The following is a 14,438-nucleotide window of genomic DNA, read 5'->3' as shown; positions in this document are numbered from 1 at the left end:
GCGGAAGGAGCCGTCGGATGGCGAACCGCGGTGCGGACCTCGGGATCGTCGTGGGCGTCAACGGTTCGTCGAGCTCCGCGATCGCCGTTCAGTGGGCCGCCCATGACGCGGCGCTGCGCGACGCGCCACTCACCCTCGCCCATGCTGCCCGGACGCGCAGCCAGCGCGAGCGCGGACAACAGGTGCTCGACGAGGCCCTGCGGACCGTAGCCGACCCGGTTCGGGTGCGATGCGAAATGCCCTGTGCTACACCTGTTTTTGCGCTGGCCGACCTGTCAAAGCACGCCGATCTGGTAGTGGTTGGCTGCCCCGGCAGCGGCGCAATGCCGCAATGTCAGTCGTGTTCGGTCAGCTCGACACTCATCCATCACGCGCATTGCCCGGTCGTCGTCATCCACGATGACGTCCGACTCAGCCCGGAAAGCCTCGCGGCGCCGGTTTTGTTAGGCATCGACGAATCGCCAGACGCAGAGTTGGCGATGGAGATCGCGTTCTTCGAAGCCTCAACACGTGGAGTGGGGCTGGTGGCCGTCCCTACCTGCCAAGCCTCCAACGGTCTCGACGAGAACATGGCCGCCTTCGCCGGATGGATCGATCGGTATCCGGAAGTCACCGTGCAAAGATTGCCCGCGCTTGCCGATCCGGCGCCGCGACTGGTGGATCATGCCAAGAAAGCTCAGCTTGTGGTCTTGGGCGGTCAGGGTAGCGGCGGCTTCGCGGCGACGTTATTCAGCCCGGGCAGCGCCGGGACGGTGACGATGAGCCAGGTGCCGATCATCGTAGCCAGGACATCGGGAGGACCCGGCCGCCCGCGCAGGCCGCACAGTGTCTCCTCAACACCTCCCCAGGGGCAGTCCTCGCACCCAGGCTAATCCGCGGCGAAGTCCGGCAACGACCGCTGACAGATGGCGTGTGCCTCCTCGGCGGAAAGTCCCAATAGCCGCAGCACGTTTTCGGTCGCTTTGTCGGCCGCCAGCGCCCCGTCCCGGTCCGGTTCGTTGCGCAACAACGCACCGAGGCCCAGCAGCGCACCGCCGGCCATGGCCAACGCGAGTTCGGGGTCGTCGGTCTGAAACCGTCCGGCCTGCGCGGCCGCCTTGATGTCCCGTAGCGCCCGAGGCGCCAGGCCCCGGTCCGACGACAAGAATGCGACGCCGTTGGCCAACAGGATCTCGCTCTCCTGCGGCCGCTGACGGAAGAGCCGGCCAGTGAGCCGGAAGCTGGTGGCGAACGTCTCGGCAGGATCTTCGATCGCTTCGGTGAGCCGGTCGAGCAGCGCTCCGTGCGCATCCAGCACATCGGCCACCGCGGCCGCGAACAGCTGCTCCTTGCTCTCGAAATGGTTGTAGAACGACCCCATTCCGACGCCCGCGGCCTGGGTGATCTCCAGCACGGCCACGTTGACCTTGCCCTCGGCGATCAATCGCTGTGCGGCCTTGACGAGTGCCGAGCGGGTGCGCTGCTTGCGCCGCTCGAGGCGGCTAGGGCCGTCGGTTGAAATGGTCACTACAGCAGTATGCCGCAAAAGTGAGGAATTCGTCAGAAACTGTTGACGAGTGGAGGTGCAGTATGTGACGATTTCGTCAGCTACTGATGAGAGACGGTGATGAATGTGATCGGATCCCCCACGGATGCGCACCACGGCTTACACAGCGAGCAGGGTGCCCGACCCGACGACCATCCCGGCCGGTCCCGGAATCCGGTGATCAAAGTCGCCGACCTGGCGTGGCTGGAGTTCGAGAAGCCCGACCTCACCCGGTGTGAGGCGTTCGCGCGTGCGTTCGGGTTCCAATCCGCGCGGCGCGGACCCGACGAGATCGCGCTGCGCGGCACCGACGCGGGCGCGCCGTGCGTGATCGTGCGACGCGGCCAGCGGTCGCGTTTCGCCGCGGTGGCATTCCGCGCCTGCGACGAGGTGGATGTGTTGCGCCTGGCCGACAAGTCCGGCGCCACCGCCCGGCCGCTGCCGGAAGCCGTCGGCGGCATTTCGGTCGACCTACGGGACCCCACGGGCACACCGGTGCGGGTAGTTGCCGGCATGCATGAACTGCCGGAGTTACCCGGTCAGCAGCCGCCGGAATTCAACTTCGGCTCACGACTGGTGCGAATCAACGCCACTCAGCGGCCACGTCGGGCGCCGGCACGGGTCCAGCGGCTCGGACATCTGGTTTTGCAGTCGACGAAATACCTGCAATCGCTGAACTGGTACCTCGACAACCTCGGAATGATCGTCAGTGATTTCCAGTACTTCCCCGGGCAGCGTGAGCGCGGACCGACCATGAGCTTCATCCGATGCGATCGGGGGTCGATGCCGGCCGATCACCACACGCTGGCACTGGCGCTGGGTCCGGCCAACCGATACCTTCATTCGGCCTATCAGGTCAGCGATCTCGACGCGCTGGCCGCCGGCGGCGAGTACCTCCGGGAGCGAGGGTATGTGCGCTCGTGGGGAATTGGCAGACACATCCAGGGCAGCCAGATCTTCGACTACTGGCGCGATCCCGACGGCTTCCTGGTCGAGCACTTCACTGACGGCGATATGTTCGACAACACGCTGGAGCCGGGCTGGGCGCCGCTGACGGCTTCGGGTCTGGCCCAGTGGGGACCTCCGGCGACCCGCGATTTTCTCGGCGCTGACGCCAAATCGGCGAGACACGAAGTGGTTTCGATGATCGGTGCGCTGCGTGAAAACAATGAGTTCGATTTCAACCGCCTGCTCGGCCTACTGAAAGTTGCGACCGCATGACCATCTCCATTCTCCACACCGGCTTCAAAGACCCCGCCTGGTGGGTCGAAAAAGCCGACGGCGCAACCAGGATCGCCACCACGGCGACCAGCACGGCCCAGCTGCTCTCCGATCGCGCCGCGATCGAGGCGGCAGCCGCCGCCACCGACACCGAGCCCGTCGAGACGCTGGATCTCATCTCTCCGGTGACCAGGCCGTGTCGGGTGGTCGCGCAGATGACGAACTTCGAGTCGCACGTCAAGGATGCCGGCATGGACCCGGCATCGACTCCGCTGACCTTCTTCCGCAAGGCATCCGCCTCGATCTGCGGTCCGTCCGCCGACATCGTCAAGCCCGCGCATGTTCAGCTGCTCGACTACGAAGTCGAAATCGGTCTGGTGATCGGGCGCCCAATTCCCGTCGGCACCAGCATCTCCGACGCCAACCTCGCCGACTTCATCGCCGGTCTGGTCGTCACCAATGACGTGTCGGCCCGCGACATCCAGCTGCCGCAGACGCAATTCTACGAAGCCAAGTCCTATCCGACGTTCACCCCCGTCGGCCCCAGATTGGTGCTGCTCAGCGCCGACGAGCTGAAGCGCTTCGGCGACCTGCGGCTGCGGCTGCGGGTCAACGGTGCAGAGCGCCAGAACGCGCTGGTCGAAGGCGACATGCTCTACCGCCCGCTGCAGGCACTGCAGTCGCTCACCCAATTTCAGGAACTGGCACCGGGTGACCTGATACTCACCGGGACACCCGTCGGTACCGCACTGAGCGCTCCACCAAAACCGATGGAGATCATCGGGAACCTGTTGCCGCCGGCCGTCAAATGGAAGGCCTTCTTCAAGCGTCAATCCGGCAATCCCAAGTATTTGCAGCACGGTGACGTCGTCGAGGCGTCGGTGGCCACCGACGACGGCGCGATCGACCTTGGCGTCCAGCGCAATACCGTGCGATACGCATGAACGTGCAGGCGAATCGACGCGTCCCGGTCGTCATCGTGGGCGCCGGTCCGACCGGCATCACCGCCGCCACCCTGCTGGCGCAGTACGGAGTCAACAGTCTGGTTCTCGAACGCTGGCCCGGGGTTTATCCGCAGCCGCGGGCGGTGCACCTCGATGACGAGATCTACCGCATCCTCGCCCGCTTGGGCGTAGCTGCGGAGTTCGCAGCGATCTCGCGGCCCACGCTCGGACTGCGACTGCTGGACAACCGCTTCAACGTGCTGGCCGAATTCCACCGAGACCCGTCGCGAAGCACGCACGGCTACCCGCAAGCGAACATGTTCGACCAACCGGAGCTGGAGGCGCTGTTACGGACCAACCTCAAGCGCTACCCGAACGTCGAACTGCGCGGCAATTCCGACGTCACCGCGATCACCACCCATGGCGACGGTGCCCGCGTCACTTTCACCGACCGGACCGACGGCACGGTTCACCAGGTCGATGCCGACTACCTGTTGGGCTGCGACGGCGCTAACAGCGTGGTGCGAAGTCATATCGGTGCCACTATGCGGGATTTGAACTTCGAGCAGCGATGGCTGGTCGTCGACGTCGCCACCGAGGCAGACCTGCGGCAGTGGGACGGGGTCTATCAGATCTGCGACCCGGCTCGCGCCGGAACCTACATGCGCATCGGAGAATCCCGCTACCGCTGGGAGTTTCGCCTGCTGGACGGCGAAAGTGCGGACGACTTCGACACAGTGGGCACGCTCCGTCCGCTGATCGCTCCGTGGACCCGCCACCTCGCCGACGACGAACTGACTTTGTTACGCGTCGCGGAGTACACCTTCCGGGCCCAAATCGCCGATCGATGGCGGCGCGGCAACATCTTCATCCTCGGTGATGCCGCGCACCTCACTCCCCCGTTCATCGGCCAGGGCATGGGCGCCGGTTTGCGCGATGCGTTCAACCTCAGCTGGAAGATCGCCGCGGTGTGCAACGGGACGCTGTCCCCCGACATCCTGAACACGTATGAGCAAGAACGTAAACCGCACTGCAGAGCCCTGATTCGCCTGGCGCTCACGGTGGGCTGGTCGATGACCGGCGGTGGCCGGCTCGGTGACCTGACCCGACGTGCCCTGTTGCCGCGTGCAGACCTCATTCCGGGTCTGCGCAAGAAGATCGTCGATTCCACGACGCCGGCCCTGCGCCGCTCAGCCCTGGTCCACAAGCCCGGCCGGCCCGGTCAACTCGCCGGCACCTTATGTCCGAACGCATTGTTGCTCAACGGTATCCGCCTGGACGACGCTGCGGGCCCCGGATTCGCGCTGATTACCCGGGTTCGGTTGGCGACGGCCGTTGAAGCCCTGCTGCACGGGCGCAATGTTCCCATCATCCAAGCAGAGCACGGGAGCCGGCTGGACGCCTGGCTGCGTCACGGGCGGGCGACAGTAGCGCTGATACGTCCGGATCGCACCGTTATACGTGCCGGTCGTGACGCAGCGCTGGTGGCAGCGTCCGCGGCAACACTGCCAGCACCGGAAAGGTGTCGGTAGCCGGCACGCCCTTGGGGTAACCGGCCCGGGCGAAATTCACGATTCTCGCAATAGCGTGGCGTGCCAGCATCTGTCTCTCCTCGCGCTCTAAGCGTCACTGAATGCCCCCGATCTGCGGGCTCAAACATGAGCGAAAAACGAAGACACCAAACGAAGTTGAGAACTCCGGTGACCCAGCCCACAGGTTTGAGGCTGCGCGCGTTCGGAAACCCTCTTGCTGCGGGGGAATGCCGGGAGCAACGCGAAAGTTGACCCTAACCCCCTGTGGCTGAGCGCAATTTCGGCGCGAGGTCGCCACAGAAAGCAAGTAATGCAGGAGGAACTCATGTCGGACAAGAGTGGCCCCCAAGAGGGCGTCGAAGGCGTCGTCGAGGGCGTTAAGGGCAAGGCGAAGGAAGTCATCGGCGCAGTGACCGGTCGTGACGACGTGAAGCGCGAGGGTCAGGCCCAGCAGGACAAGGCCGACGCTCAGCGTGATGCTGCCAAGAAGGAAGCCGAGGCGGAGTCCGCCCGCGGCGGCGCCGAGGCAGCCGAGGAGCGGCAGAAAGCCAACCAGTAGCTTGACGCGAGAATGGGCCCAGTCCGGGATGGACTGGGCCCATTCTGCTTGCTGTCACCCGTCCGCGGCCAGCTCCGCGATTCGGGTCTGCTCAATGTTGGCCAGCAGCTTGTCGGCATTCTCGAAAACCTGTGCGGCACCGGCATCGCGCAGCTCCGACGCGGAGACGCCACCGCTGAGCACTCCGATGCAGGTCACCTTCGCGCGCGAGCATGCTTCGGCATCCCAAATGGCGTCGCCGAGGAATACGGCACGCTCTGCGGTGACTTCCGCACGGTCCAGCGCGATCTCGATGATGTCGGGCTTCGGCTTTGCGGTGTCCACGTCGGCTGACGAGGTGACCGCGGCGACGAGTTCGTCGCAGTCGAGCACCTTACGAAGCAGCTCCAATTCGTCCTCCGGCGCCGAGGTGGCGAGTACCACCTGCAGTCCCAGATCGGCCACCCGGCGTAGTAGCGCGCGAGCCCCCGGCAACGGGCGCAGCAACGACGCGACTTCCCGGTAATAGCGGGAATGCAGCTCTTTCAACTGCTTCTGCGCCTCCTCGGGCGCGTCGCCGGACAGCGATTTCACCAAAGTCGAGCCATCCATGCCGATCGACCGATGGATGCGCCAGGTTTCGACGTCGATGCCCACCTCGCCGAACGCACGCTGCCAGGCGTCGATGTGCAGATAGTTGGAGTCGACCAGCGTGCCGTCGATGTCGAACAGCACCGCGGGCGAACGTCTGTTGGCGGCCAATGTCAGAACAGAATCGCGATGGCTGCGAAGTCGGCCGCCAGCAGGGCGAGCGCGACCACTGGGACGATCCAGCCCCGGCGCCGCAGCGCCGTGAAGAACGAGGCGATGATCGTCAAGCCGGCGACTACCGGAGCACCGTAGAAGAGCACGCCGTAGAGCACGCCGCCCGGCCCGAGGCTCGGGCATTGCGCGGTGCTGCACGCGGCCATGCTCATCGCCGCGCCGACCGCGAAAATCATGATCAGCGCGGCCACCGGCACCGTCAGCGCCGCCAATATCCAATTGACGACGCCACGCCGGCCCCGGCCGGTGTCAGCCTCCGGGACCGCAGTTGTCCCGTCCACTTGGGTTCTTTCCTCGCTGCCTACACTCATCAATTTCGACTACCCAGGCTGATTTTCCCGAAACATGGCCGCCAGCCCGGCGCTTGCGGCACGAAGATCCGCCACAAACGAGTCGTAATTCTCTTTGCGCCGCTCACTGCGATCCCGCAGCAGCGCCGACGGGTGAATCGTCGCCATCACCATCGGGTCCGACGCCACCTCCAGCGGCGCGGGCAACCGGAGCCACTCGCCGCGGTGGGCCGTCACCCGAAAGGAGCTGCCCAGCAACGATTGTGCCGCGGTGGCACCGAGACACAGCACGACCTGCGGCTGCAACGACTCAATTTCCGCGATCAACCACGGCTGGCACGCGACGACTTCGAGACGGCCAGGCTTGTCGTGTATCCGCCGCTTGCCCACCCGCTTGAACTTGAAATGCTTGACGGCGTTGGTCTGGTACGTCAGGGCCGGGTCGATCTCGGCATCGTGCAGTGCCTGGGTCAGCAATCTGCCTGCCGGCCCGACAAACGGCAGCCCTTGCTGGTCTTCGTAATCCCCCGGTTGCTCACCGACCAGCATGAGCGGCGCTTCGGGTTTGCCGTTGCCGAAGACCGTCTGAGTGGCGTCTTCGAACAATCCGCACCCCTGGCAGTCGCTCGCGGCCCGCTTGAGTGAACTCAGCCGCCGATCGGCCGGCAGGAAGCGCTGCGCGCCGGGCTCGTCAACGCCTCTGGGCACGGCGATTGGATTTCTTGATCGCTTCTACCAATTCGGCTTTCGTCATCGTCGACCGGCCGCGTACCTCCAGCCGGCGCGCGATCTCGAGTAGGTGCTTCTTGCTGGCATTGGCGTCGACGCCTTCTTGCGAGGGCAGCGGGTTGTTCAGGCCGCCGCGTTCGGCGCGCGCATCGGACGGACCCTTCTCGTCCTTGGCTTCCCAGTGATCGCCGACCTTTTCGAAACTGTGCTTGACCGCGGCATAGGCCACACGGTGAGCACGCTCTTCACTGCCGTACTGCTCGGCGGCCGCGTCGTGAGCCTTGGCGAAGGTTCGTTGCGCCTTGGAGCTGGAACGCCTTAGGGTGCTGGGCAATTCGTCCTTTTTTGCGGCACCGCTCTTGGTCGTCTTCGGCATGACATCACCTCGGGATTCAGGAACTTCAGGAATTCTCGGCCCACTGCTGGGCTATCGCGTAGCCCAGCTGGAGGAAGTCAGCCCCCGTCAGCGCCGTGAACGTTCCGGCGACCAGGCGGGTGAACCGGGGCGCGAAGACCAGGCCGATCACAAAGCCGGTGGCGACCCACATGTCCAAGCAGAAGGGGCAGGTCATCAATTCACCGATGCTGTGCCGAAACTGGCTGTCGTTTCGCGTCTCCTCGTGCACCTCGGCGGGCCCCCCGGTACCGGCATACCGCGTGAAGGGAGCGCGCAACGGGCTGGTCACGGCGTCCTTGGTCAGGGTGCGGGACAGCTTGTGGGTGCCGAGCGTTACGGTGATCAGATCCTGCACGCTCCACCGCGCGGGTAAGCGGCGGCCCGTCAGTATCGCCACCAGCGTTGTCGCCCCCACCAGCGTGATGTAAATGGCCATCACGGCGAGGTAGCCGCCCAACGGGCGGGGATTGTCGCCGCGGTACTCCTCGGCTTCCTGGCGAGCACGCTCCGCCACGCCGGCGCCGTTCTTTTCGGTGGTCAGCTCAGTCATGAAACTCCTTGTGGGCGTTGGGACGAGGCGTTTACGTCTCGTACGGCGGGTAAGTCTGTGCCTTCAGCGTGCGTGCCAGGTGGGCCGCGTTGCGGGCCGCGGCCGCGGTGGCCGAGGCGGTTTGGTCGGGCACCTCATCGAGGTCGTTGTAGTCGGTACCTTGCATTGCCGGACCATTCCAGTAAGTGCAACCTTGCGCCGGCACGCTGAACCCGATGTCGTTGAGCGCCTGGAAAACATCCGCGACCACTTTGTGTGCCCCGTCTTCGTTGCCGACCACGCTCACGATGGCGACCTTGCCGACCATCGCGGGCGTCCCGTCGTCATCGGTGTTGGACAACTCGGCGTCCAGACGTTCCAGCACGCGCTGAGTCACGCTCGACGGGTGCCCCAGCCACACCGGCGTGCTGATGAGCAGGATGTCGGCGTCGAGTACCTTGCGCCGGATGTCCGGCCACTCGTCGCCGGCGCCCATGTCGTCCTCGACGCCCGGCGCGATGTTGTGGTCGACGCAGCGGACGAGCTCGGTCTCGACGCCGGCGCTTTTGAGTTCGCCGACAACCTGTTCGGCGATCAGCGCACTGCTCGACGGTGCCGGACTGGGTTTGAGGCTGCACACCAAGCCGACGGCGCGCAGGGGCTGATCGCTCATGGCGAATTCATACCCGGCATAGGGGCCGGTAAACCGGGTACCCGGCTCTGATGGATCAGTCCCAGGCCCCATTGCTGGACGCGCTGCGCGACTACCACCAGCGCGATCGCTACGGATTCACACCACCCGGCCACCGCCAGGGCCGGGGTGCGGACCCTCGCGTCCTCGAAGTGCTGGGCAGAGAGCCTTTCCTGGACGACATCCTGGCCAGTAGCGGCCTCGACGACCGGCAGTCCCGTGGGAAGTTCCTGGCGCGGGCCGAGGAACTGATGGCCGACGCGGTAGGCGCGGATGCGGCGTTCTTCTCCACCTGCGGCAGCTCATTGTCGGTGAAGGCGGCGATGATGGCCGTGGCCGGCGGTGCGGAGGGCGGACTGCTCGTTTCTCGTGACAGCCACAAATCGATCGTTGCCGGCCTGATCTTCTCCGGGGTGCAGCCCCGCTGGATTACCCCGCGCTGGGACCACGAACGCCACTTCTCGCACCCACCATCACCGAAACAAGTCCAGGATGCGTGGGAGCGGTATCCCGACGCCGCCGGCGCGTTGATCGTCAGTCCAAGCCCCTATGGCACGTGTGCCGACATCGCCGCCATCGCCGATGTCTGCCACGCTCACGGCAAGCCCCTGATCGTCGACGAGGCGTGGGGTGCGCACCTGCCCTTCCACGAAGACCTGCCGACGTGGGCCATGGACGCTGGGGCAGACGTGTGCGTGGTCAGCGTGCACAAGATGGGCGCGGGATTCGAGCAGGGGTCGGTATTTCACCTGCAGGGAGATCTCGTGGATCCCGACCGTCTGTCGTCGTGCGCCGATCTGCTCATGACCACCAGTCCCAACGTTATGGTCTATGCGGCCCTCGACGGCTGGCGGCGGCAGATGGTCGAGCGGGGCCACGACCTGTTGGCCGCCGAACTCGACCTGGCCAGCTATCTGCGCGGCCGGCTTGCCGAGATCCCGGACGTGCAGGTGCTAGAAGACGAACTGCTGGGCGAGGAAGCGTCGTGCGACCTGGACACCACCCAGGTGTTGATGGACATCTCCGCGACGGGCACCTCGGGTTATCAAGCGGCGGACTGGCTTCGGGAAAACTGCCAACTCGACCTCGGCATGAGCGATCACCGCCGGATACTGGCGACGATGTCGTTCGCCGACGACAAGGGGACCGCCGACCGGCTCGTGAGTTCTCTGACCCAGTGGCGCAAGGCCGCCGACGACTTCGACCCTCCGCCGCCCATTCGGCTACCCTCGCCGGACGAACTGCAGCTGGAGACCGTGCAGCTACCGCGGGACGCCTTCTTCGGGCCGACCGAAATGGTGCCTGCGGACAGGGCCGCGGGTCGCGTCGCCGCCGAACAGATCACCCCCTACCCGCCCGGGATTCCGGCGGTCGTTCCCGGTGAACGCCTCAACGAGGCCGTGATCGAGTATCTGCGGTCGGGAGCGCAAGCGGGCATGACGCTGCCCGATCCGGCCGATCCGACCGCGCAGCAGTTCCGGGTGGTCGCCTAACCCTTGCGGGAAGGTGACTTTCGCGCCGGATCTGCCGAATTCTCCTCTGCAGCAACACCTTTGACTGCACCGCGTAATGTTCGGTTGGCCGATCGGAGGTCGCTGTTGGCGGCCAGCAATTCAGCGTTGTCATCCTCGAGGCTGAGGATGCGGGCGATGCCGGCGAGGTTGACGCCGGCATCGACCAGGGTGCTGATGCGCCGCAATCGGGCCAGGTCGTCGGCGCTGTAGCGCCGGGTCCCGCCGTCACTGCGAGCGGGTGTGAGGAGGCCGTACCGTTCGTAGAGCCGAAGTGACTGAACGGCCACGCCAGAGAGTTCAGCGGCGACCGAGATCCCGTACACGCCCTGGTCAGACGCTGGTGGGTCTACGTCGCCGGAACGAACGGCCATCGGGGCATCTCCTCATCTGTCACCAGAAAATCTATCTACCATACTTGCGCACAGTTGTCGACCGTGTTATAAGAAATCTATGTCTCTTGACATAGGAAACCATGACTTCGACCGCTAGATTGGAGTAAGAAGGTGACTGCCATGCTGATGCGTACCGACCCGTTCCGTGAACTGGACCGTTTCGCCCAGCAAGTGCTCGGGACAGCCGCACGTCCAGCCGTCATGCCAATGGACGCGTGGCGCGAAGGTGAAGAATTCGTCGTCGAATTCGACCTGCCCGGTATCGAAGCCGATTCGCTGGACATCGACATCGAGCGCAACGTGGTCACGGTTCGCGCGGAACGACCGGGGGTTGACCCCAACCGGGAGATGCTGGCCTCGGAGAGGCCTCGCGGTGTGTTCAGCCGCCAGTTGGTGCTCGGCGAGAATCTCGACACCGACCGCATCGCCGCCTCGTATGACGAAGGCGTCTTGCGATTGCGGGTTCCTGTGGCCGAGAAGGCGAAGCCGCGCAAGATTAGCGTTGGCCGTAGCGAAAGCCGCGAGGCGATAAATGCCTGAGCGGCGGTGAGCGGCGGCGGCCGCGGCGGTGTTCACTGCCGTCGCGGCCGCAGTCGAAGAAGCCCTCGCCGGTGGGCCTCCCCAGCGGTTGGGCTACCGGATCTTAGCTGGACGCGCCTTCGGTGTCGTCGAAAAACGCCCACTCGCCGTCGGCGTTCACTTCCATGCGCCAACCCAGCTCGGAGTTGTCGGCACGGGAGTCCACAAACCATGCGTGTGCGTCATCGGCACTTTCAATCTCTTTGGTGGCAACGACTTCACCCCGTGGGTCGATAACTCTGTATTCAGCCATGTGTCCTGGGTTTCCCCGGCGGCCGATTTTCAACCGCGTCAGGCGCGTGCGACGATGACCGGCATCCGGGCCGAGTGCACGACCGCGTTGCTCACCGAACCGAGCAGCATGCCGGACAGGGCACCCCGACCATGACTGCCCACCACGACCAGCTGCGCCGATTCGGAGCGCGCAACGAGCTGGCGCGCCGGTCGATCACACACCACCACGCGGCAGACTTTGACGTCGGGATAGGTCTCCTGCCAACCCGCCAGGCGCTCGGCGAGGGTGATTTCGGCTTCCGCCTTTACCTTGTCCCAGTCCAGGCCGGGTAGCTCCACCACTTCGACGTCATTCCATGCGTGCAGCGCGATCAACTCGACACCGCGGCGCGAGGCTTCGTCGAAAGCCACTGCCGTGGCCGCCTCGGAGGCCGGGGATCCGTCGATGCCCAGCAACACCGGGGCGCGCTGGGGGTGCGGCATCAACGGATCCTCGTCATGGATGATCGCAACCGGGCAGCGTGCATGACGTACCAGGCTGGCACTGACCGAACCGAGCAGCAACCGCGCCACCGCTCCCCGACCGGCCGAGCCGAGCACCACAATGGCTGCGTCCGTGGACATCTCAATCATCGCCGACACCGGCGTGGAGTGCACAAGATCGGTTTTGACCGTCAGTTTGCGGTCGGTCAACACCGCTTCTTCGGCGATTTTGACCGCCTCGGCCAGGACCTTGCGCCCTTCGTCCTGTTGCCATACACCCCAGGTCTCCGGGTATGGCATCGGCGGCCACGTCGCCACGTCGGTGTTCACGACGTGGACAACGGTCAGCGGGAGATTCTTGATTTCGGCGTCCCGGGCCGCCCAGACTACGGCAGCGTTGGACGCGGGCGAGCCGTCCACACCGACGAGAACGCCTAGGCTCTTGTCGGTTCCTGTTGCGGCTGCGGTCATTTCGTTCTACCTCCGGTCAGGAGCAGTTGGCCGGCATCGCCGCGATCATCGGCGTGTCAACACCGATGCGGCCCAGGGCGCTTGCGCTGCCGGGCGTGCCCAGCGGAGCATCACGTCCCGGGAGAACCTGCTGGAAGAAGGCGGCGTTGTCGGCGAGGAATTGCAGCTCGTCGTCCGGGAGATCGCCTTCCCAGTGAATGGCGTCAACGCGACACGCCGGCTTGCACGCGCCACAGTCAACGCACTCTTCCGGGTTGATGTACATCGTCCGCGCGCCTTCATAAATGCAGTCAACGGGGCATTCCTGCACGCACGACTTTTCAGCCACGTCCAGGCATTCCTTGCCGATCACATAGGTCATACGTTCACGCTATAAAGCGGTCGGCGCCAATGGCGTCGGTCAAAAGCCACTTGTCGGCAGGGACCAAAGGCCCTTATCGGCTATGAACGAACCACGATCACCGGCACCTTGGCAGAATGGACCACCGCGGAGCTCACGGAGCCCAGCAACATGCCGGGAAAGCCACCGCGGCCCCGACTTCCGACGACCACCAGCTGCGCCCGCTCGGACGCTTCGAGCAGCCATTTTGCCGGCGTGTCACACACCAGAGACCGCTCCACGTGGACATCCGGGTACTGCTCCTGCCAACCGGCCAGGCGTTCAGCGAGCACCTCTTGTCCCAGGTTCTCCCGGTCCTGCGGATCCATTCCGAGCAACGGAAAAACCCCGACGTCACTCCAGGCGTGCAAAGCAATCAGGTCAGCGCCGCGGCGAGAAGCCTCGTCGAACGCCAGGGCCGTCGCGGCTTCCGAGGCCGGTGACCCGTCGATGCCTACGACCACCGCTTTGCCGGCGTCGGGCTCGGCGTCTTCTCCGGAACGAATAACGGCCACCGGACAGTGGGCGTGCTGAACGAGCGCCGAGCTGACCGAGCCCAACAGCAGGCGGCCCAAAGCGCCTATCCCCTGGCTTCCGACTACCACGAGCTGGGCCTGCTTCGAAGCTTCGATGAGGGTGGATACCGCATTGGCATAAGCGATCTCGGTTCGCACCTCAGGTCGTTCGGACCCCTCGGAGCTGTCCAACGCTGTCTTGCGAGCGTGCGCAACGACGCTGTCCGCGATGTCCTGCTGCCAATCGGGCATGTCTTTGTAGAGTTGCCCAACCGGCCAGCCGACGACGATGGGGGCGACCACGTGCAGCAGGGTGAGCGGCGCCCGGTGCAGGGTGGCCTCGCCGGTCGCCCACTTTACGGCCGCGTCAGACTCCTCCGACCCGTCAACCGCCACCAGGATTCCGTATTTCGTTGCTTCCGCAGACATCTCATGCTCCTTGCCGTTGCAGCCCTCATCCTACGAGGCTGTGTGTCGTCGGTGTAGAGGTCTAAAGACCTTACGTTTCGGGATGGTCGGGCCGTGCACCAGGACAGGCTTTGCCCGCGGGCGAACGGATTCTTGTTGCCGCACAGCCATATTCGAGAGTTGTGCTAAAAGGGTGGAGGTTCGCCGGAATCGGGCGGGTGTAGCGGCGGTGGGGCGGGCGG

19 protein-coding genes and 1 pseudogene are annotated in these 14,438 nt (G+C 65.1%); 7 read left to right on the top strand and 13 right to left on the bottom strand.

The window, feature by feature from the left end; translation table 11 throughout:
• Nucleotides 1–17 precede the first annotated feature (17 nt).
• Nucleotides 18–872: a universal stress protein gene (locus AWC08_RS21220; RefSeq protein ID WP_069432681.1), complete on the top strand. Its 855-nt coding sequence runs from the start codon at nt 18–20 to the stop codon at nt 870–872.
• Here the strand turns inward: AWC08_RS21220 and AWC08_RS21215 are convergent.
• Complete coding sequence (locus AWC08_RS21215; RefSeq protein ID WP_069432682.1) at nt 869–1,507, bottom strand: TetR/AcrR family transcriptional regulator; 639 nt, start codon at nt 1,505–1,507, stop codon at nt 869–871. The two genes, AWC08_RS21220 and AWC08_RS21215, sit on opposite strands and share 4 nt — an antisense overlap.
• 105 nt (nt 1,508–1,612) lie before the next feature.
• On the opposite strand from AWC08_RS21215, the gene AWC08_RS21210 reads away from it, so the two are divergent.
• From AWC08_RS21210 to mhpA, 3 genes are read left to right on the top strand one after another with little or no spacing between them, the layout of a single operon-like run.
• The gene (locus AWC08_RS21210; RefSeq protein WP_232007727.1) at nt 1,613–2,746 is read left to right on the top strand and encodes a VOC family protein; all 1,134 of its coding nucleotides are present in this window, start codon (nt 1,613–1,615) and stop codon (nt 2,744–2,746) included.
• On the top strand, nt 2,743–3,690 hold the full coding sequence (locus AWC08_RS21205) for a fumarylacetoacetate hydrolase family protein (RefSeq protein WP_065137307.1): 948 nt from the start codon (nt 2,743–2,745) through the stop codon (nt 3,688–3,690). Before AWC08_RS21210 ends, AWC08_RS21205 begins: the two co-directional genes overlap by 4 nt.
• Nucleotides 3,687–5,222 (top strand): bifunctional 3-(3-hydroxy-phenyl)propionate/3-hydroxycinnamic acid hydroxylase MhpA, encoded by a 1,536-nt coding sequence (gene mhpA / locus AWC08_RS21200; RefSeq protein WP_069432684.1) that lies wholly within the window; start codon nt 3,687–3,689, stop codon nt 5,220–5,222. The genes AWC08_RS21205 and mhpA overlap by 4 nt, the downstream gene beginning before the upstream one ends.
• Before the next feature lies 1 nt (nt 5,223).
• Here the strand turns inward: mhpA and AWC08_RS38445 are convergent.
• A pseudogene (locus AWC08_RS38445) lies at nt 5,224–5,292 on the bottom strand (hypothetical protein); the annotation flags it as partial.
• Between the two features lie 255 nt (nt 5,293–5,547).
• Here AWC08_RS38445 and mbp1 point away from each other — a divergent pair.
• Nucleotides 5,548–5,781 carry a microaggregate-binding protein 1 gene (gene mbp1, locus AWC08_RS21190; RefSeq protein WP_065133557.1) on the top strand — a complete coding sequence of 78 codons (234 nt, stop codon included), beginning with the start codon at nt 5,548–5,550 and terminating at the stop codon, nt 5,779–5,781.
• A gap of 54 nt (nt 5,782–5,835) precedes the next feature.
• Here mbp1 and AWC08_RS21185 read toward each other — a convergent pair whose 3' ends face one another.
• Genes AWC08_RS21185 through AWC08_RS21160 form a run of 6 tightly spaced genes read right to left on the bottom strand, consistent with a single transcriptional unit; the run spans nt 5,836 to nt 9,203 of the window.
• A complete protein-coding gene (locus tag AWC08_RS21185) occupies nt 5,836–6,528 on the bottom strand; it encodes an HAD family hydrolase (protein WP_069432716.1) in 693 nt (230 codons plus the stop codon).
• Nucleotides 6,525–6,866, bottom strand: coding sequence for a hypothetical protein (locus AWC08_RS21180; protein WP_082986284.1), 342 nt, complete (start codon nt 6,864–6,866; stop codon nt 6,525–6,527). Before AWC08_RS21180 ends, AWC08_RS21185 begins: the two co-directional genes overlap by 4 nt.
• Before the next feature lie 39 nt (nt 6,867–6,905).
• Complete coding sequence (locus AWC08_RS21175; RefSeq protein WP_065133544.1) at nt 6,906–7,583, bottom strand: UdgX family uracil-DNA binding protein; 678 nt, start codon at nt 7,581–7,583, stop codon at nt 6,906–6,908.
• Nucleotides 7,567–7,980, bottom strand: a complete 414-nt coding sequence (locus tag AWC08_RS21170) for a ChaB family protein (RefSeq protein ID WP_065133545.1) — start codon at nt 7,978–7,980, stop codon at nt 7,567–7,569. The genes AWC08_RS21175 and AWC08_RS21170 overlap by 17 nt, the downstream gene beginning before the upstream one ends.
• 25 nt (nt 7,981–8,005) lie before the next feature.
• Entirely contained in the window at nt 8,006–8,551 is a 546-nt protein-coding gene (locus tag AWC08_RS21165) for a DUF1360 domain-containing protein (protein ID WP_069432685.1), read from the bottom strand.
• 31 nt (nt 8,552–8,582) lie between these two features.
• Nucleotides 8,583–9,203: a flavodoxin family protein gene (locus AWC08_RS21160; protein ID WP_069432686.1), complete on the bottom strand. Its 621-nt coding sequence runs from the start codon at nt 9,201–9,203 to the stop codon at nt 8,583–8,585.
• A 50-nt stretch (nt 9,204–9,253) separates the two neighbouring features.
• Here AWC08_RS21160 and AWC08_RS21155 point away from each other — a divergent pair, with 50 nt between their 5' ends.
• On the top strand, nt 9,254–10,714 hold the full coding sequence (locus AWC08_RS21155) for an aminotransferase class I/II-fold pyridoxal phosphate-dependent enzyme (protein WP_069432687.1): 1,461 nt from the start codon (nt 9,254–9,256) through the stop codon (nt 10,712–10,714).
• Here the strand turns inward: AWC08_RS21155 and AWC08_RS21150 are convergent.
• Nucleotides 10,711–11,106, bottom strand: a complete 396-nt coding sequence (locus AWC08_RS21150) for a MerR family transcriptional regulator (RefSeq protein ID WP_083270987.1) — start codon at nt 11,104–11,106, stop codon at nt 10,711–10,713. The two genes, AWC08_RS21155 and AWC08_RS21150, sit on opposite strands and share 4 nt — an antisense overlap.
• A gap of 141 nt (nt 11,107–11,247) precedes the next feature.
• Between AWC08_RS21150 and AWC08_RS21145 the strand changes: the two genes are divergently transcribed.
• Nucleotides 11,248–11,667 carry an Hsp20/alpha crystallin family protein gene (locus AWC08_RS21145; RefSeq protein ID WP_065133549.1) on the top strand — a complete coding sequence of 140 codons (420 nt, stop codon included), beginning with the start codon at nt 11,248–11,250 and terminating at the stop codon, nt 11,665–11,667.
• Nucleotides 11,668–11,770: 103 nt separating this feature from the next.
• On the opposite strand, the gene AWC08_RS21140 is transcribed toward AWC08_RS21145, so the two are convergent.
• From AWC08_RS21140 to AWC08_RS21125, 4 genes are all read right to left on the bottom strand, one after another.
• Nucleotides 11,771–11,959, bottom strand: coding sequence for a hypothetical protein (locus AWC08_RS21140; protein ID WP_069432688.1), 189 nt, complete (start codon nt 11,957–11,959; stop codon nt 11,771–11,773).
• A 38-nt stretch (nt 11,960–11,997) separates the two neighbouring features.
• The gene (locus AWC08_RS21135; protein WP_069432689.1) at nt 11,998–12,894 is read right to left on the bottom strand and encodes a universal stress protein; all 897 of its coding nucleotides are present in this window, start codon (nt 12,892–12,894) and stop codon (nt 11,998–12,000) included.
• Nucleotides 12,895–12,910: 16 nt separating this feature from the next.
• On the bottom strand, nt 12,911–13,255 hold the full coding sequence (gene fdxA / locus AWC08_RS21130) for a ferredoxin (protein WP_065133552.1): 345 nt from the start codon (nt 13,253–13,255) through the stop codon (nt 12,911–12,913).
• Nucleotides 13,256–13,335: 80 nt separating this feature from the next.
• On the bottom strand, nt 13,336–14,217 hold the full coding sequence (locus AWC08_RS21125; RefSeq protein WP_069432690.1) for a universal stress protein: 882 nt from the start codon (nt 14,215–14,217) through the stop codon (nt 13,336–13,338).
• Nucleotides 14,218–14,438: the final 221 nt, after the last annotated feature.

This window comes from Mycobacterium gordonae, assembly GCF_002101675.1.
Lineage (GTDB): Bacteria > Actinomycetota > Actinomycetes > Mycobacteriales > Mycobacteriaceae > Mycobacterium > Mycobacterium gordonae.
The sequence above is the reverse complement of the archived record's forward strand: the minus strand, read 5'-3'. Positions and strand labels throughout refer to the sequence as shown.